The sequence below is a fragment of the Streptomyces sp. NPDC047453 genome (assembly GCF_040643155.1).
Classification (GTDB): Bacteria; Actinomycetota; Actinomycetes; order Streptomycetales; family Streptomycetaceae; genus Streptomyces.
On the sequence record NZ_JBEYTS010000004.1, the window covers coordinates 204,211 to 222,163 of the forward strand.

Annotated in this window: 11 protein-coding genes; 3 read left to right on the top strand and 8 right to left on the bottom strand. The window is 71.2% G+C overall.

Going from position 1 to position 17,953, the window contains the following annotated elements:
* Positions 1–22: 22 nt before the first annotated feature.
* The 5 genes from ABZ818_RS06460 to ABZ818_RS06480 form a co-directional block, all read right to left on the bottom strand.
* Positions 23–1,444: a SidA/IucD/PvdA family monooxygenase gene (locus tag ABZ818_RS06460; protein ID WP_361411537.1), complete on the bottom strand. Its 1,422-nt coding sequence runs from the start codon at positions 1,442–1,444 to the stop codon at positions 23–25.
* Positions 1,441–2,829: an aminotransferase class V-fold PLP-dependent enzyme gene (locus tag ABZ818_RS06465; RefSeq protein ID WP_361411539.1), complete on the bottom strand. Its 1,389-nt coding sequence runs from the start codon at positions 2,827–2,829 to the stop codon at positions 1,441–1,443. The genes ABZ818_RS06460 and ABZ818_RS06465 overlap by 4 nt, the downstream gene beginning before the upstream one ends.
* 32 nt (positions 2,830–2,861) lie before the next feature.
* Entirely contained in the window at positions 2,862–4,193 is a 1,332-nt protein-coding gene (locus ABZ818_RS06470; protein ID WP_361411541.1) for a transposase, read from the bottom strand.
* Positions 4,194–4,392: 199 nt separating this feature from the next.
* Positions 4,393–6,906, bottom strand: a complete 2,514-nt coding sequence (pepN, locus tag ABZ818_RS06475) for an aminopeptidase N (protein WP_361411543.1) — start codon at positions 6,904–6,906, stop codon at positions 4,393–4,395.
* Between the two features lie 105 nt (positions 6,907–7,011).
* Complete coding sequence (locus ABZ818_RS06480; RefSeq protein ID WP_361411545.1) at positions 7,012–7,359, bottom strand: chorismate mutase; 348 nt, start codon at positions 7,357–7,359, stop codon at positions 7,012–7,014.
* Between the two features lie 171 nt (positions 7,360–7,530).
* Between ABZ818_RS06480 and ABZ818_RS06485 the strand changes: the two genes are divergently transcribed.
* The 3 genes from ABZ818_RS06485 to ABZ818_RS06495 all read left to right on the top strand — a co-directional run bounded on the left by ABZ818_RS06485 (position 7,531) and on the right by ABZ818_RS06495 (position 10,400).
* Entirely contained in the window at positions 7,531–8,430 is a 900-nt protein-coding gene (locus tag ABZ818_RS06485; protein WP_361411547.1) for a hypothetical protein, read from the top strand.
* A 121-nt stretch (positions 8,431–8,551) separates the two neighbouring features.
* On the top strand, positions 8,552–9,472 hold the full coding sequence (locus tag ABZ818_RS06490) for a rhomboid family intramembrane serine protease (RefSeq protein ID WP_361411549.1): 921 nt from the start codon (positions 8,552–8,554) through the stop codon (positions 9,470–9,472).
* A 22-nt stretch (positions 9,473–9,494) separates the two neighbouring features.
* Positions 9,495–10,400 carry a chitosanase gene (locus ABZ818_RS06495; protein WP_361411551.1) on the top strand — a complete coding sequence of 302 codons (906 nt, stop codon included), beginning with the start codon at positions 9,495–9,497 and terminating at the stop codon, positions 10,398–10,400.
* Between the two features lie 122 nt (positions 10,401–10,522).
* Here the strand turns inward: ABZ818_RS06495 and ABZ818_RS06500 are convergent, their stop codons facing one another.
* The 3 genes from ABZ818_RS06500 to ABZ818_RS06510 all read right to left on the bottom strand — a co-directional run bounded on the left by ABZ818_RS06500 (position 10,523) and on the right by ABZ818_RS06510 (position 17,690).
* Positions 10,523–11,986, bottom strand: a complete 1,464-nt coding sequence (locus ABZ818_RS06500) for a glutamate synthase subunit beta (protein WP_361411553.1) — start codon at positions 11,984–11,986, stop codon at positions 10,523–10,525.
* Complete coding sequence (gene gltB, locus ABZ818_RS06505) at positions 11,979–16,490, bottom strand: glutamate synthase large subunit (RefSeq protein ID WP_361411667.1); 4,512 nt, start codon at positions 16,488–16,490, stop codon at positions 11,979–11,981. Before gltB ends, ABZ818_RS06500 begins: the two co-directional genes overlap by 8 nt.
* Before the next feature lie 468 nt (positions 16,491–16,958).
* Complete coding sequence (locus ABZ818_RS06510; protein WP_361411555.1) at positions 16,959–17,690, bottom strand: VIT1/CCC1 transporter family protein; 732 nt, start codon at positions 17,688–17,690, stop codon at positions 16,959–16,961.
* Between the last annotated feature and the right edge of the window lie 263 nt (positions 17,691–17,953).

Here is a 17,953-nt window from a genome sequence, read left to right on the forward strand (position 1 = left end):
TTTCCCTCTTCGAGGGACGGTCTCAGATCCCGTCCGCCAGCGGCGTCAGCGCCTTGACCTGGCGGGACGGCGGGATCTGGGGCCGTTCCCGTTCCAGGCCGAAGGTGGTGAAGGCGGTCCGGGCGGGCAGCGGGTAGGCCTGTGTTCCGGTCACCGCGTTGAGGATGGTCGCGCTGCGCCAGGCGGCGAGGCCCAGGTCGGGGGCGCCGACGCCGTGGGTGTGGCGTTCGGCGTTCTGCACGTAGACATGGCAGCCGGTGGCGGTGATGGCCGGGTCGAGGGCGAGGCGGAACTGCTCGTCGACACGGAGGCGTTCCTTGCCGTCGCGGCGCAGACAGGGGTCGAGACCGGTGAGCAGGGGTGTGACGGGGCGTTCGCGGTAGCCGGTGGCGAGGACGACGGCGTCGGTGGTGAGGCGAGTGCGGGTGCCCTGCTGCATGTGTTCGAGGTGGAGTTCGATCCGGGAGCCGGCGACCCGGCCGGCGGTGCGGACCCGGACGCCGGGGGTCAGGACGGCGTCGGGCCAGCCGCCGTCCAGCGTGCGGCGGTAGAGCTCGTCGTGGATGGCGGCGAGGGTGTCGGCGTCGACGCCCTTGTGGAGCTGCCACTGGCCGTCGACGAGCCGGTCGCGCACGGGTTCGGCCAGGCCGTGGAAGTAGCGCATGTAGTCGGGGGTGAAGTGCTCCAGGCCGAGCTTGGAGTATTCCATCGGGGCGAAGGCCTCGGTGCGGCCGATCCAGTGCAGCCGCTCGCCGCAGGCCCGGCGGTGGCGCAGCAGGTCGAGGAAGACCTCGGCGCCGGACTGTCCGGAGCCGACGACGGTGATGTGGCCGGCCGCGAGCAGGGTGTCGCGGTGGCCGAGGTAGTCGGCGGCGTGGACGACGGGGACGCCGGACGCGTCGACGAGGGGCCTGAGCGGGGCGGGCACATGGGGTTCGGTGCCGATGCCGAGGACGACGTTGCGGGTGTGGGCGCGGCCGACGGCCTGTGCTTCTCCGTCGGCGTCGAGCTGAGTGAAGTCGACCTCGAAGAGGGCGAGTTCGGAGTTCCAGCGGACGGCGTCGACCTGGTGGCCGCAGCGCACCGCGGGCAGGTTCTCGGAGACCCAGCGGCAGTAGGCGTCGTATTCGGCGCGCTGGATGTGGAAGCGCTCGGCGAAGTAGAACGGGAAGAGCCGGCCGCGGGTCCTGAGGTAGTTGAGGAAGGACCACTCGCTGGCCGGGTCGGCGAGGGTGACCAGGTCGGCGAGGAAGGGCACCTGGACGCGGGAGCCGTCGATGAGCAGGCCGGGGTGCCAGTGGAAACGGGGGCGCCGCTCGTAGAAGACGGTGTCGAGGCCGGTGAGCGGGTGGGCGAGCGCGGCCAGGGACAGGTTGAACGGCCCGATGCCGATGCCGACCAGGTCGCGGGGGGCCTGGGAGGTGTGGTGCGCGGGATGGTTCATCGGGGGGTGCTTCCTTCCACCAGTTTCAGCAGGGCGGCGAGGTCTTCGGTCCGGGTGTCCGGGTTGAGCAGGGTGGCCTTGAGCCAGAGCCGGTCGTCGAGGCGGGCGCGGCCGAGGACGGCGCGGCCTTCGGTGAGGAGTCGGCGGCGTACGGCGGCGACGGCGTCGTCGGTGGCGCCGGCGGGCCGGAACAGGACGGTGCTGATGGTGGGCCGGTCGTGGAGCTCGAAGCCGGGGTGGTCGTGGATGAGGTCGGCGAACTCGCGGGCGCGGGCGCAGACCTGGTCGACGAGGGCGCCGAGGCCGCGGCGGCCGAGGGCCTTGAGGGTGACGGCGATCTTGAGGACGTCGGGGCGACGGGTGGTGCGCAGGGAGCGGCCGAGCAGGTCGGGCAGGCCGGCCTCGGTGTCGTCCCCGGCGTTGAGGTAGTCGGCGCGCTGGTGCAGGGCGGCGAGGTCGCGGGGGTGGCGGACGGCGAGGAGTCCGGCGGCGACCGGCTGCCAGCCGAGTTTGTGCAGGTCGAGGGTGACGGTATGAGCGGCTTCGAGCCCGGTCAGCTTGTCCCGGTGGCGTTCGCTGAACAGCAGTCCCCCGCCGTGGGCGGCGTCGATGTGCAGCCGAGCGCCGTGGGCGGCGCACAGTCCGGCGATCTCCGGGAGAGGGTCGATGAGGCCGGCGTCGGTGGTGCCGGCGGTGGCGGCCACGAGGAGGGAGCCGCGCGGTCCGCCGAGGTCGGTGAGGGCGCTGTGCAGCGCGGCGGGGTCGAGGGTGCCGGAGGGTGCGGGCACGACCACGGGTTCGGGCAGGCCGAGCAGCCAGGCGGCGCGGGGCAGGGAGTGGTGCGCGTTGGCGCCGCAGACCAGGCGGAGGCCGCCGCCGCAGGACTCGCGGGCGAGCAGCAGGGCGAGTTGGTTGGACTCGGTGCCGCCGGTGGTGACGACGGAGTCGGCGAGTCCTGCCTCGTGCGCGAGCGTCCGCGTGACGAGGGCTTCGAGTTCGGAGGCGGCGGGTGCCTGGTCCCAGGAGTCCAGGGACGGGTTGAGGGCGCTGACGGCGAGGTCGGCGGCGGTGGCCACGGCGAGCGGCGGGCAGTGCAGATGGGCCGCGCACAGCGGGTCGGCGGGGTCGGCGGCGCCTTCGGCGAGGGCGTGCACGAGGCCGCGCAGGGCGTCCGGGTCGCCGTGCTCGGGCAGGACCTCGCCCACGGCGTCGCGCACTCGGGCGGCGACCGCCTCGGGCCCGCCCGCGGGCAGGGGGCCGCCGCGGGCGCGGCGGCCGCTGTCGAGGGCGTCGAGCACGGTGTCGAGCAGGGGCCGCAGGGCATGCGGGCCGTCGGGACCGGAGGCGAGACGGGCGGGGTGCTCCGGGGGCGGCGGGGTGCTCATGGGACTGTCCTCCTTGACATCCTCCCCCTCTTTCAAAAGAGGGGGATTCCAACCCAGGCGGGTTGAGGTTCACGGGCGCTCGAGCGGCTGGTGGCCGCTGTCACCCCTCCGGCACCGGCTGTGCGCCGGGGGCGGGGAATGCCGCCCTGTCCTGCCGCGACGTTCTGTGCTGCATTCTCATCGGCGTTGCAGCTGAACCCGCAGGACACGCAGACGAACTCGGCTTGGCTCTTGCGCGAGTTCTTCTCGATCCATCCGCAGGCACTGCAGCGCAAAGACGTGTACTGGGCGGGTACGTCTTCGACCCGGCCAGGGGCCTTCTCCTGCGTCCGACGACGCAGGAGGCCCCAGCCCTGGGCAAGGATCGCCCGGTTCAGCCCAGCCTTGGCTCGTACATGCCTGCCGGGCTGCTCGATGGTCCCCTTCGCTGAGGCGGTCATGTTCTTGATGTTCAGCTTTTCGAACCGCACCAGGTCATAGCTGCGGGCGAGCATCGTCGAGGTTTTCTCGCACCAGTCCTTGCGTCGGCCGGCTTCGCGGGCCTTGAGCTTGGCCACCTTGGCGTGCTCGGCCCGCTTGCACTCGCTTCCCTTCGGGGCGCGGGCCGCCCGACGCTGGTGCTTACGGATCCGGGCACGCTCCCGGACGGTGAGCTGCGGGCAGTTCAGCTTCCGCCCGTCCGACAACGCGGAGGTGATCCTGACTCCCCGGTCGACGCCGATGACTCCACCCGTGCCGGATGCACCGATCGGCTCGGGGATGACCGCGAACGCGATGTGCCACTGACCGTTGCGGAAGGTGACACGGAACGTCTTCGCTTTGGGCAGGTCCGGGCGGGTGGTCCTGAACCGTACCCAGCCACAGCCGGGAACCCTCACCTGAGCCCAGCGCCGGTTGAGTTTCTGCACCACCACCAACCGGCTCATGACCTGCCTGCCCCTGGCGTTCAGCTTCGGCCTACCGTCGCCCTCGAACTCCGGCATGCGATCCGTGCCGATCACGCGGAAACCCTCGTGCACGAACTTCTTCCGCCACGTCGGCTCGCCGAGCCCGGAGGTGAACCGCGCGTTCTTCGCCCTGGCGAAATCCTTCAATGCCTGCTGCCGCACATCAGCATTCCCCGCGTGCAGCCACTCACTTGCCCGGCGCGCCTCGGTCAGCTGACGGCACTGCTCGGCAAACCCCGGGGCGGGGTTCCTGTCCGGCGCCCAGTGAGCGTGCTGCTCGACGGCCAGGTTCCACACGTACCGGGCGTGCGCGCAGTGTTCGAGCATGATGCCCGCCTGTTCGCTCGTCGGATACATACGAAAACGTGACATGCCGTCAACGTAATCCCACCGCTCGCTCCCCTCTTCGAATCCCACCAGGCCCACACGAACGAGTGACCACCACACCACCGCCCTGAACAGCCGGGCGTCCCCTCGGAAAGGGGGTGGTGGACGGGCTCGACGTAGCGCCGGTCTTCGGGGAGGAGAGCAGGAGGGCCGGCTTCGCGGGCTGCCCACAGCGGGGCGGTGATCCCGGTCGTCGCCGGCCCGCAGACCGGCGGCGACCGGTCGTGTTCTACGCCTCCCGTACCTTCAGCGTCCGGGACAGGTCGTCGAGCTGGTCGACGAGCTTGCGGCGGAGCGCCGGGGTGGGGGCGCCGTCGTGCAGGCAGGCCTCGCCCAGCCGCAGGTGCTCGGCGTCGACGGTGTGCACCGGGAACGCCCAGCGTCCGGCGGCCTCGGCGATGGCGGGGCCGCGGCGGTCGGCGAGGGCGACCGCGTCCTGGTAGAAGCGGGGGACGTAGTCCCGTACGAGATCGGCCTGTTCGGGCTGCCAGAAGCCCTGGGCGGTGGCGATGAACAGGTAGTTCGACAGGTCGGTGCGCTCGTCGGTGGCGAACATCGACTCCCAGGCCGCGCGCTTGGCCTCGGCGTCGGGCAGCGCGGCCCGGCAGCGGGCGGCGCCCTCCTGGCCGGTGGCGGACGGGTCGCGGTCGAGTTCCTCGGCGATGGCGGCCTGGTCGACGGCGCCGAGGACGGCGAGGCGGCTCAGGACGCGCCAGCGCAGCTCCGGGTCGAGTTCGGGGCCGCCGGGGACGGTGCCGTCGGCGAGCCAGGCGGCGATGGTGTCCGGGTGGGCGGCGACGTCGATGAAGTGGCGCACGGCGATCAGGCGCAGGCCGGGGTTGTCGCCGTCCTCGGTGCGGCGGATGAGGTCGCGGCACAGGGAGCCGAGGGCGGCGACGGCGGCGGGCCGCTGCCCGGGGTCGACGTACCGGTCGGCGATCTGCCCGGTGGCGAAGGCCAGGACGCCCTGGACGAGGGCGAGGTCGGTCTCCTCGGGCAGATGGGCGGCGGCGGTCGCCAGATAGTCGGCGGGCGCGAGTTCACCGTCGCGGACCATGTCGCGCAGCGTGTTCCACACCACGGCGCGGGTGAGCGCGTCGGGGACGCCGGACAGGCCGCGCAGGGCGGTCTCCAGGGAGGTCTCGTCCAGGCGGATCTTGGCGTAGGTCAGGTCCTGGTCGTTGGGCACGACCAGGGCGGGCCGGGTGCCGGAGCGCGCGCGGCCGGTGCCGTCCTGCGGGACGTCGGTCTCGTAGCGCTCCCGGACGACCAGGCTGCGGCCGTCGCCCAGGTCGCGGTCGTAGACGCCGACGGTGACGCGGTGCGGGCGGCTGCCGTCGCGGTCGAGGGCGAGGGTCCACTGGCCGGGCACGGCGTCGACGGACGCGGTGAGCGTGTCCACGCCGGTGGTGCGCAGCCAGGCTTCGGCCCAGGCGTGCACGTCGCGGTCGGTGGCGGAGGCGAGGGAGTCGATGAAGTCGGCGAGGGTGGCGTTGGCGAACCGGTGCCGCTTGAAGTGGGTGTTGATACCGGCCAGGAAGTCCTTCTCGCCGAGCCAGGCGACCAGTTGCCGCAGCGCGGAGGCGCCCTTGGCGTAGGAGATGCCGTCGAAGTTGAGCAGGGCGGAGGCGGTGTCGTCGACGGCGTCCGGGGCGACGGGGTGGGTGGAGGGGCGCTGGTCGGCGTCGTAGCCCCAGGACTTGCGGGCGACGCCGAAGTCGGTCCAGGTGCCGGTGAAGCGGGTGGCCTCGGCGGTGGTCTGGTAGCCCATGTACTCGGCGAAGGACTCGTTCAGCCAGATGTCGTCCCACCACCTGAGGGTGACCAGGTCGCCGAACCACATGTGGGCCATCTCGTGGGCGATGACCATGGCGCGGGTCTGCCGCTCGGTGTCGGTGACGGCGGAGCGGTAGACGAACTCGTCGCGGAAGGTGACCAGGCCCGGGTTCTCCATGGCGCCCGCGTTGAACTCGGGGACGAAGGCCTGGTCGTAGGAGTCGAAGGGGTAGGGCTCGTCGAACTTCTCGTGGTAGCGGTCGAAGCAGGCGCGGGTGACGTCGAGGATCTCGTCGGCGTCCGCGTCGAGGTGGGGCGCCAGCGAGCGGCGGCAGTGGATGCCGAAGGGCAGGCCGCGGTGCTCGGTGCGTACGGAGTGCCAGGGGCCGGCGGCGACGGCGACGAGGTAGGTGGAGATCAGCGGGGTGGGCGCGGCCTTCCAGACGCCGTCGCCGGTGTGCTCGGTGACGCCGTTGGCGAGGACGGTCCAGCCCTCGGGGGCGGTGACGGCGAGTTCGAAGACGGCCTTGAGGTCGGGCTGGTCGAAGGCGGCGAAGACGCGCTGGACGTCGTCCAGGAACAGCTGCGTGTAGACGTAGGCCTCGCCGTCGGTGGGGTCGGTGAAGCGGTGCATGCCCTCGCCGGTGCGGGAGTAGCGCATGGCGGCGTCGACGCGCAGCTCGTGCTCACCGGGGGCGAGGTTCTTCAGCAGCAGGCGGTTACCGGTGAGATCGCGTGGGTCGAGGGGCTGTCCGTCGAGGGTGGCGGAGCGCAGGTGGGCGGGCTTGAGCTCGACGAACGTGTCCGTGCTGTCCCGGTCTGCCCGTACGGAGAACCGGATCGCGGTCCGGGAGTCGAAGGTGTCGTCCCCGCCGGTCAGGTCGAGGTCGACGGTGTAGCGGTGGACGTCGAGGAGCTTGGCACGGGTCTGCGCTTCGTCGCGCGTGAGTACGGACATGGAGGCCATGCTGCCTGATGGCCCGGAGCGGGCACGAGGGGGTGTCGCCGGGGGACGCAAGGCGTTCGCGGTCCGCGGGGGCGCGTTCGACGGCGCGCGGGCAGGCAAGCGACGTCAGGTCGCCGGGGTCTCGCCGTTGCCGGCGTCCTCCGCGATGCGCTCGTGGTGGCGGATCACCTCGGCGATGATGAAGTTCAGGAACTTCTCGGCGAACGCCGGGTCCAGTTTGGCGTCCTCGGCGAGGGCGCGCAGCCGGGCGATCTGCCGGGCCTCGCGGGCCGGGTCGGCGGGCGGCAGCTGGTGGGCGGCCTTGAGGTGGCCGACCTGCTGGGTCGCCTTGAACCGCTCGGCGAGCATGTGGACGACGGCCGCGTCGATGTTGTCGATGCTCTCGCGCAGCCGCGCGAGCTCCTCGTGAACGGCGGGGGCGACGTCACCGGTACCGGTGCTGCTGGTGGTCATGGGCTCCAACCCTACGGGGTGGGCGGCGCTCCGATCATGAGCGTCCGACCCGTGGGCGACAGCGGGTGCGGACGGCGGGCGCCAGGTGCCGCGGGGCGCGGACGCCAGGCGGAATCGGGGCTCCCGCGCATAAAGTGGGAGAGAGTTCAGGGCGTCTTTGGGGGTTCGGACGTGGCGAACGGCGGACCGGTGGTGCACGGCTACCCGCATCTGGTGACGGTGCGGGCCGCGATCACCTCCCTGTACAAGCGGCTCTCCTACGGCACCGTGCAGACGTTCGCGACCAGCGTGGCCCCGGCCGACGTGGCCTTCTGCGACACCGACGACCTGCATCTGGGGGCCCAGCGCGTGGCCCGCGAACTGGTCCGCCACTACCGGCTGCCGGATGCCCGCATGATCGTCGGCTTCCGCGAGATGACGCACGCGGCGAACGTCGAGCTGGCGGCGGGCCCCGAGTACTTCGTCGAGCTGAACGACCGCTTCCGCACCCACCGCCGGGACATCGGCGCGGCCCTCGCCCACGAGGTGACCCACGTCTACCTGCACCGCCTGGACCTGACCTTCCCCAGCACCCGCGACAACGAGATCCTCACCGACACGGTGGCGACGTACCTGGGCGCGGGCTGGCTGCTGCTGGACGCCTTCCGGGAGGACGGCGTGTCGTCGCAGAAGCTCGGCTACCTCACTCCGGAGGAGTTCGGCTACGTGCTGGCCAAGCGGGCGCTGGTGTTCGGCGAGGATCCCTCGACGTGGTTCACCAGCCCCCAGGGGTACGAGGCGTACGTCAAGGGCATGGCCCGGGCCCGCAGTGACGAGCAGCAGCCGCCCCTGACGGCGGCGGGCTGGGCGGGCCGCCGCCGGTACGCCCGCGACCGCCGGCACGCCCAGGACCACGGCCGTGCGCCGCTCGTCCAGCCGGAGGCGCCGTACTCCTTCAGCAGCGGCGGCCCGGAGCTCCTGCGGGTGTCCTTCTCCTGCCCCACCTGCCACCAGCGCATCAGGGTCCCGGTCGGCGGCCGTATGCGCGCCCGGTGCGCCCTGTGCCGCACCGTCCTGGAGTGCGACACCTGACCTGATCGCGGTTCCGGGATCGCAGGCCCCACCTTTACCATCTGTCACAGCACTTCGCTATTTTGTTCGCCGCCGTCCCCACCGGCTCAGCCATGTCCCCGCGTTGCCCGAGGAGCCGGTCGTGGATGCCGAGTCCGCCGTCACCACTTGCTACCGCCACCACAGAGTGGAGTCCCACGTCCGCTGCGTCCGCTGCGACCGGTACATCTGCCCGGACTGCATGCGGGAGGCCTCCGTCGGCCACCAGTGCCCGGAGTGTGTGAGGGAGGGCGCCCGGTCGGTGCGGCAGGCGCGGACGGCGTTCGGCGGCCGGATCAGCGCGGTGCCGGTCGTGACGTACGTCCTCATCGGGCTCAACGTCCTCGCCTATCTGGGCGAGTTGGTGCGCCCGGCGGTCGTGGACAGTCTGGGGATGCTCGGGCGCGGACTGGCGGGGACCGACGGCGGCCACTACCTGTGGGAGTACCCGTACGGCTCCGACATGCACGCGGAGGGGCTGGTCGGCGGCGAGTGGTACCGGCTGCTGACCGGCGCGTTCCTGCACATGCCGGCCACCGAGGGGACGTTCGGCATCCTGCACATCGTGATGAACATGGCGGCGCTGTGGAACACCGGCCGCGTGGTCGAGGCGCAGTTGGGCCGCGCCCGCTACCTCGCCCTGTACCTGCTGTCGGCGCTCGGCGGCTCGGTCCTGGTCCTGCTGATCGCACCGGACGCCCTGACGGTCGGCGCGTCCGGCGCGATCTTCGGTCTCTGCGCCGCGTACTACGTCATGGCCCGCCGGCTGGGCTACGACATGAACGGCGTCAACCGGTACATGGCAGGCCTGTTGCTGTGGCTGGTGATCTCCGCCGGGCTCACTTCCTGGCAGGCGCACCTCGGTGGCCTGCTGGCGGGCGGCGTGGTGACCCTGGCGTACGCCTACGCGCCGCGCGGCGGCCGTCGCACTCTGGTCCAGGCGGGCGTGTGCGTGGCCCTGCTGGTCCTGCTCATGGCGCTCAGCTGGGCGAAGGTCTCGGAACTGTCGGGAGGGGCGGCCTGATCAGGGCCGCACGGTAATTGACATGAAACGTCCTGGAATATTTTTTTTGGCGGCCACTCCGGTCGTCGCGTTGGCGGTTCTGCTCGCCTTCGATCCGCGGGACCCGGACCCGTCCACGCCGAAGCAGCACACGGCCGCGCACGAGTCCCGTGCGGACGCCAAGGCGCGGGCCGAACGGTCGGAGAAGGCCCAGGACGACGAGGTGGTCGCCGAGGCACCGCCGGGCCTGGCCGCGCCCGCGAAGAAGGAGCTGGCCCAGCGGCTCGTGGCGAGCGCCGAGAACTCCACGCTCGACTGGCGCAGCACCTACGGCTATATCGAGGACGTCGACGACGGCGACGGCTACACCGCGGGGATCGTCGGCTACTGCACCGGTACCCACGACCTGCTCACCCTGGTCGAGCGCTACACCAAGGCCCACCCGGACAACGGCCTCGCCCGGTTCCTGCCGGCGCTGCGCGAGGTCGACGGCACGGACTCCCACGAGGGCCTGGACCCGGACTTCACCGCGGCGTGGAAGGCGGAGTCGGAACGTCCGGCGTTCCGCAAGGCCCAGGAGGACGAGCGCGACCGCGCCTACTTCAACCCGGCCGTCCGCCTAGCCAAGCTCGACGGCCTCGGCACGCTGGGCCAGTTCATCTACTACGACGCGATGGTCTTCCACGGCCCCGGCGTCGACAAGGACGGCTTCTACGCCCTGCGCGAGCACGCCCTGAAGGAGGCCGACACCCCGGCCGCGGGCGGCCGGGAGAAGAGCTACCTCGACGTCTTCCTGGACGTCCGCCGCGAGGCCATGAAGGCCCGGAAGACGAACCGCGACACCAGCCGCATCGACACCGCCCAGCGGCAGTTCCTGTACGACGGGAACATGGACCTGAAGACCCCGCTGGTGTGGAAGGTGTACGGGGAGACGTACAAGGCGTCCTAGCTCTTGGGACATGCGGCGGCGCCTGCCCTGTGGTCCGGTCGGGGACTGGGCGGGCGCCGCCTGTGTTCCACACGCCTTTGTGTGGGACGTACATGAGCGACCGTCAGGTCACCGTTGTGCCGTCAGACCGTCAGCGAGCGGTCCGTCGGGCGGATCGGGGCCGGCAGGTCGCCGGCGCCCATGAGGTGGCGGTCGACGCCGCGGGCGGCCGAGCGGCCCTCGGCGATCGCCCACACGATGAGGGACTGGCCGCGGCCGGCGTCACCGGCGACGAAGACACCGGGCACGTTGGTCTGGAAGTCCGCGTCACGGGCGATGTTACCGCGCTCGTCCAGCTCCAGGCCGAACTGGTCGACCAAGCCGTTCTCCCGGTCGGTTCCGGTGAAGCCCATGGCCAGGGTGACCAGCTGGGCCGGGATCCTGCGCTCGCTGCCCGGCTTGGGGGCCGGCCTGCCGTCCACGAACTCGACCTCGGCCAGGTGCAGCCACTGCACGTTGCCGTCCTCGTCGCCCTCGAAGTGGGTCGTGGAGGCCGAGTAGATCCGCTCGCCGCCCTCCTCGTGGGCGGAGGTGACCTTGTAGAGGATCGGGAAGGTCGGCCAGGGCTGGTCGACCGGGTGCCGCTCGTCGTTCGGGCGGGCCATGATCTCCAACTGGGTGACGGAGGCCGCGCCCTGGCGGTGGGCGGTGCCCACGCAGTCCGCGCCCGTGTCACCGCCGCCGATGACGACGACGTGCTTGCCCTCCGCCGAGATCGGCGCCACCACGTAGTCGCCCTCCTGGACCTTGTTGGCCAGGGGCAGGTACTCCATCGCCTGGTGGACGCCCTTGAGTTCGCGGCCGGGGACGGGAAGGTCGCGGGCGGTGGTGGAGCCGGCGGCGATGACGACCGCGTCGTAGCGCTTCTTGAGGTCGGTGGCCTTCAGGTCGCGTCCGATCTCGACGCCGGTACGGAAGCGGGTGCCCTCCGCGCGCATCTGCTCGATACGGCGGTTGATGTGCCGCTTCTCCATCTTGAACTCGGGGATGCCGTAGCGCAGGAGGCCTCCGACGCGGTCCGCGCGCTCGTAGACGGCGACGGTGTGGCCCGCCCTGGTCAGCTGCTGGGCGGCGGCCAGGCCCGCCGGGCCGGAGCCGATGACCGCGACGGTCTTGCCGGACAGGCGCTCGGGGATCCGCGGGGCGACGTCGCCGCTCTCCCACGCCTTGTCGATGATCGAGACCTCGACGTTCTTGATGGTGACCGGCGGCTGGTTGATTCCGAGCACACAGGCCGACTCGCAGGGCGCCGGGCACAACCGGCCCGTGAACTCGGGGAAGTTGTTCGTCGCGTGCAGCCGCTCGGAGGCGGCGGCCCAGTCCCCGCGGTAGGCGTAGTCGTTCCACTCCGGGATCAGGTTCCCGAGCGGGCAGCCGTTGTGGCAGAACGGGATGCCGCAGTCCATGCACCGGCCGGCCTGCTTGCTGATGATCGGCAGCAGCGAGCCGGGAACGTAGACCTCGTTCCAGTCCCTCTTGCGCTCCTCGACCGGGCGGGACTCGGCGACCTCGCGGCCGTGGTTCAGAAAGCCCTTCGGGTCAGCCATGGATCGCCGCCTCCATCATCTTCTCGGTGATCTCGGTCTCGGACAGACCGGCCCGCTCGGCGGCGTCCTTGGCGGCGAGCACTGCCTTGTACGTGCTGGGGATGATCTTGCTGAAGCGCTCCACCGCGGTGTCCCACTCGGCGAGCAGCTTCTCGGCGACGGTCGAGCCCGTCTCCTCCTGGTGCCGGCGCACCACGTCGTGCAGCCACTGCCGGTCGGAGTCGTCCAGCGGCTCGACCGCGTCGGCGTTGCCGGGGTTGACGTTGTCGCGGTCGAGGTCGACGACGTAGGCGATGCCGCCGGACATGCCGGCCGCGAAGTTGCGGCCGGTCTCGCCGAGGACCACCGCGCGCCCGCCGGTCATGTACTCGCAGCCGTGGTCGCCCACGCCCTCGGAGACGACCAGCGCGCCGGAGTTGCGCACGCAGAACCGCTCACCGGTCTTGCCGCGCAGGAACATCTCGCCGCCGGTCGCGCCGTAGGCGAGGGTGTTGCCCGCGATGACGCTGTACTCGGCGAGGTGGTCGGCGGCGCGGTCCGGGCGGACCACGATCCGGCCGCCCGAAAGACCCTTGCCGACATAGTCGTTGGCGTCGCCCTCCAGGCGCAGCGTGATGCCGCGCGGGACGAAGGCGCCGAAGGACTGGCCGGCCGAGCCGGTGAAGGTGATGTCGATGGTGTCGTCGGGCAGTCCCGCACCGCCGAACTTCTTCGTCACCTCGTGGCCGAGCATCGTGCCGACCGTGCGGTTGATGTTGCGGATGGCGACCTGGGCGCGCACCGGCTGGGCGTCGGCGGCGCCGGGCGCGGCCAGGGAGTCGGCGGCGAGCCTGATCAGCTCGTTGTCGAGCGCCTTCTCCAGGCCGTGGTCCTGGGCGGTCACCTGGTGGCGTACCGCACCCTCGGGCAGCTCGGGCACGTGGAACAGCGGCTCCAGGTCCAGGCCCTGCGCCTTCCAGTGGTCGACCGCCCGGGTCACGTCGAGGACCTCGGCGTGGCCGACGGCCTCCTCGACGGAGCGGAAGCCCAGTTCGGCGAGCAGTTGGCGGACCTCCTCGGCGATGAACCGGAAGAAGTTCACCACGTACTCGGCCTGGCCGGAGAACCGCTCGCGCAGCACCGGGTTCTGGGTGGCGATGCCGACCGGGCAGGTGTCCAGGTGGCACACGCGCATCATGACGCAGCCGGAGACGACCAGCGGCGCGGTCGCGAAGCCGAACTCCTCGGCGCCCAGCAGCGCCGCGATCATCACATCGCGGCCGGTCTTGAGCTGACCGTCGGTCTGCACGACGATGCGGTCCCGCAGCCCGTTGAGCAGAAGCGTCTGCTGGGTCTCGGCCAGGCCCAGCTCCCAGGGGCCGCCCGCGTGCTTCAGCGAGGTCAGCGGGGAGGCACCGGTACCGCCGTCGTGACCGGAGATCAGGACCACGTCCGCGTGCGCCTTGGAGACGCCGGCGGCCACCGTGCCGACACCGACCTCGGAGACCAGCTTGACGTGGATCCGCGCCCGCGGGTTCGCGTTCTTCAGGTCGTGGATCAGTTGGGCCAGGTCCTCGATGGAGTAGATGTCGTGGTGCGGCGGCGGGGAGATCAGGCCGACGCCGGGGGTCGAGTGCCGGGTCCTGGCCACCCACGGGTAGACCTTGTGGCCGGGCAGCTGGCCGCCCTCGCCGGGCTTGGCGCCCTGGGCCATCTTGATCTGTATGTCGTCGGAGTTGACGAGGTACTCGCTGGTCACCCCGAAGCGGCCGGAGGCCACCTGCTTGATGGCGGACCGGCGGGCCGGGTCGTACAGGCGGTCCGCGTCCTCGCCGCCCTCACCGGTGTTGGACTTGCCGCCCAGCTGGTTCATGGCGATGGCGAGGGTCTCGTGCGCCTCCTTGGAGATGGAGCCGTACGACATCGCGCCGGTGGAGAAGCGCTTGACGATCTCGGAGACCGGCTCGACCTCCTCGACGGGGATCGGCGCGCGGTCGGAAGCGAAACCGAACAGGCCGCGCAGCGTCATCAGGCGCTCGGACTGCTCGTTCACCCGGTCCGTGTACTGCTTGAAGATGTCGTAGCGGCCGGTGCGCGTGGAGTGCTGGAGGCGGAAGACCGTCTCCGGGTCGAACAGGTGCGGCTCGCCCTCACGGCGCCACTGGTACTCGCCGCCGATCTCCAGCGCGCGGTGCGCCGGGGCGATCCCGGAGGCCGGGTAGGCCTTGGCGTGGCGGGCGGCGACCTCCTTGGCGACGACGTCCATGCCGACGCCGCCGATCTTGGTGGCGGTGCCGTCGAAGTACTTGTCGACGAAGGCCTCGTCCAGCCCGACGGCCTCGAAGACCTGGGCGCCGCGGTAGGAGGCGACGGTGGAGATGCCCATCTTGGACATGACCTTCAGCACGCCCTTGCCGAGGGCGTGGATCAGGTTGCGCAGGGCGTCCTCGGGCTCGCCGCCCGGCAGGAAGGTGCCCGCGCGGACCAGGTCCTCGACGGACTCCATCGCCAGGTACGGGTTGACCGCGGCGGCGCCGTAGCCGATCAGCAGGGCGACGTGGTGGACCTCGCGGACGTCGCCGGCCTCCACCAGCAGGCCCACGTGGGTGCGCTGCTTGGTGCGGATCAGATGGTGGTGGACGGCCGCGGTGAGCAGCAGCGACGGGATCGGGGCGTGCTCGGCGTCCGAGTGGCGGTCGGACAGGACGATCAGGCGGGCGCCGTTGCCGATGGCGGCGTCGGCCTCGGCGCAGATCTCCTCGATGCGCGCGGCCAGCGCCTCGCCGCCACCGGAGACCCGGTACAGGCCGGAGAGGGTCGCGGCCTTGAAGCCGGGCATGTCGCCGTCGGCGTTGATGTGGATGAGCTTGGCCAGCTCGTCGTTGTCGATCACCGGGAAGGGCAGGACGACGCTGCGGCAGGAGGCCGCGGTCGGTTCGAGCAGGTTGCCCTGCGGACCGAGCGAGCTGCGCAGGGAGGTGACCAGCTCCTCGCGGATCGCGTCCAGCGGCGGGTTGGTGACCTGCGCGAACAGCTGGGTGAAGTAGTCGAAGAGCAGCCGCGGGCGCTCGGAGAGGGCCGCGATCGGCGAGTCGGTGCCCATGGAGCCGATCGGCTCGGCGCCGGTCTTGGCCATCGGCGCGAGCAGGACGCGCAGCTCCTCCTCGGTGTAGCCGAAGGTCTGCTGGCGGCGGGTGACCGAGGCGTGGGTGTGCACGATGTGCTCGCGCTCGGGCAGGTCGCCAAGCTCGATCTCGCCGGCCTGGACCCACTCGGCGTAGGGCTCCTCGGCGGCGAGGGTCGCCTTGATCTCGTCGTCCTCGATGATGCGGTGCTCGGCGGTGTCGACGAGGAACATGCGGCCGGGCTGGAGCCGGCCCTTGCGGACGACCCTGGCCGGGTCGATGTCGAGCACGCCGACCTCGGAGCCGAGGACGACGAGGCCGTCGTCGGTGACCCAGTAGCGGCCGGGGCGCAGACCGTTGCGGTCGAGCACGGCGCCGACCTGGGTGCCGTCGGTGAAGGTGACGCAGGCCGGGCCGTCCCAGGGCTCCATCATCGTGGAGTGGTACTCGTAGAAGGCGCGCCGGGCCGGGTCCATGGCGTCGTGGTTCTCCCACGCCTCCGGGATCATCATCAGCACGGAGTGCGGCAGCGAGCGGCCGCCGAGGTGGAGCAGCTCCAGGACCTCGTCGAAGGAGGCGGAGTCGGAGGCGCCCGGCGTACACACCGGGAAGGTCCGCTCCAGCGTCTCCTGGGGACCGAACAGGCCGGAGGCCAGCCGGGACTCACGGGCGCGCATCCAGTTGCGGTTGCCCTGGACGGTGTTGATCTCGCCGTTGTGCGCGACGAAGCGGTACGGGTGCGCGAGCGGCCAGCTCGGGAAGGTGTTCGTGGAGAAGCGGGAGTGGACGAGCGCGATGGCCGAGGCGAAGCGGCGGTCGGACAGGTCCGGGAAGAAGGGCTCGAGCTGGCCGGTGGTGAGCATGCCCTTGTAGACGAGGGTGCGGGCCGACAGCGACGGGAAGTAGACGCCGGCCTCGCGCTCGGCGCGCTTGCGCAGCACGAACGACTTGCGGTCCAGGGCGATGCCCTCGCTCACGCCGTCGGTGACGAACAGCTGGCGGAAGACGGGCATGGTGGAGCGGGCGGTGGCGCCGAGCAGCTCGGGGGCGACCGGGACCTCGCGCCAGCCGAGGACGGTCAGGCCCTCGTCCCCCGCTATCGCCTCGATGCGCGAGACGGTGTCCTCGGTGCCGTCCTCGGGCAGGAAGGCGATGCCGACGGCGTAGGCACCGGCCGCGGGCAGTTCGAATCCGGCCACCTCGCGCAGGAACGCGTCGGGCACCTGGGAGAGCAGACCGGCGCCGTCGCCGGAGTCGGGCTCGGAGCCCGTCGCGCCGCGGTGTTCCAGGTTGCGGAGAACCGTGAGCGCCTGTTCGACCAGCGCATGGCTCGCCTCGCCGGTGAGGGTGGCCACGAAGCCGACGCCGCAGGCGTCGTGCTCGTTGCGGGGGTCGTACATACCCTGCGCGGCAGGGCGAGCATCCATGAACGACCAGTTCTGGTCGTTCGCGGGATGCTGGGACGGCTGGCGCGGCATACGCATCGGCTCTCCCGTCGTCGTCATGTGGCAAGTGCGAGTGCCGAGGGACGACGTTGGCCCTCTGCCTGAAATGCGAAATTTCGTGCAGGTTACATGATGGGCGGTTTCTCGGGAATCGGAAACTCCGTTCCAACATGCGGGCACCGTGGGTCGACAGGGGGTACCGCGACCGGCGGTGAAAGCTGTGGGGCGGGCGGACGAGATCGGTCGGATCGATGTCCGTCGGCCCGGGGGAACAGGGAGGACGGAGTCGCCCGGCCCTGCGCATGCGCGACAGGCCTCATTGCCTGCGGGTGCTTACGGCTCATGCCCCGTGGTCACACGGCCGAAACCAACGGGTAACGAGCAACGGCTTACTTATACGACTATCCGCATAAGTTCCAGCGCCTATCCTACGGCGGTGCCGAACAGGGTACCCAGGGCGTAGGTCACACCGGCGGCGGCACCACCCAGGGCGAGCTGCCGCACACCGCTGTACCACCAGCTGCGCGCCGTCACCTTGGCCACCACCGCGCCACAGGCGAACAGCCCGAGGAGGGCGAGCAGCACGGCCGGCCACAACGCGCTGGCGCCCAGCAGGTACGGCAGCAGCGGCAGAAGCGCGCCGAGCGCGAACGAGCCGAACGACGACACCGCGGCGACCAGCGGGGAGGGCAGGTCGCCGGGGTCGACGCCCAGCTCCTCGCGGGCGTGTATCTCCAGGGCCTGCTCCGGGTCCTTCGACAACTGCCGGGCCACCTCCTGGGCGAGCCCGGGTTCCACGCCGCGCGAGACGTACAGGGCGGCCAGCTCCCGCTCCTCGTCCTCCGGGTGCTTGCGCAGCTCGCGGCGCTCGACGTCCAGTTCGGCCTCGACCAGCTCGCGCTGCGAGGCGACGGAGGTGTACTCGCCGGCCGCCATGGAGAAGGCACCCGCGGCCAGGCCCGCGAGGCCGGTGAGGACAATGGTCTGCTGGCCCACCGCGCCGCCCGCCACACCGGTCATCAGGGCGAGGTTGGAGACCAGGCCGTCCATCGCGCCGAAGACCGCGGGACGCAGCCAGCCACCGTTCACGTCGCGGTGCGTGTGGTTGTCGCGGTGCGCCTCGTGGAGCGTCGCTTCGGTGTCGATGATGGCCATGGCGAGGTCCCCCTGAGCGCTGGGCGAGAACTTAGGTAAGGCTGACTTTTGGACGAGTTCTACTTTTTGACAACGCCGAATCTACGCTGGAAATTTCACCGCCGCCAGCAAGGGAAGGCTGGGCTAACCTGCGGTTTTGCGCCGCGGCGCTCATCCGTGACGTGATGCGCACAGATGTCGTACGGGTGATGGTGAGGTTCCCGAGGCTGCACAGGGCCCCGCGCCGGGGACAGTTCCGCTGAGGGCTCCCCGCCCTGCGGGTC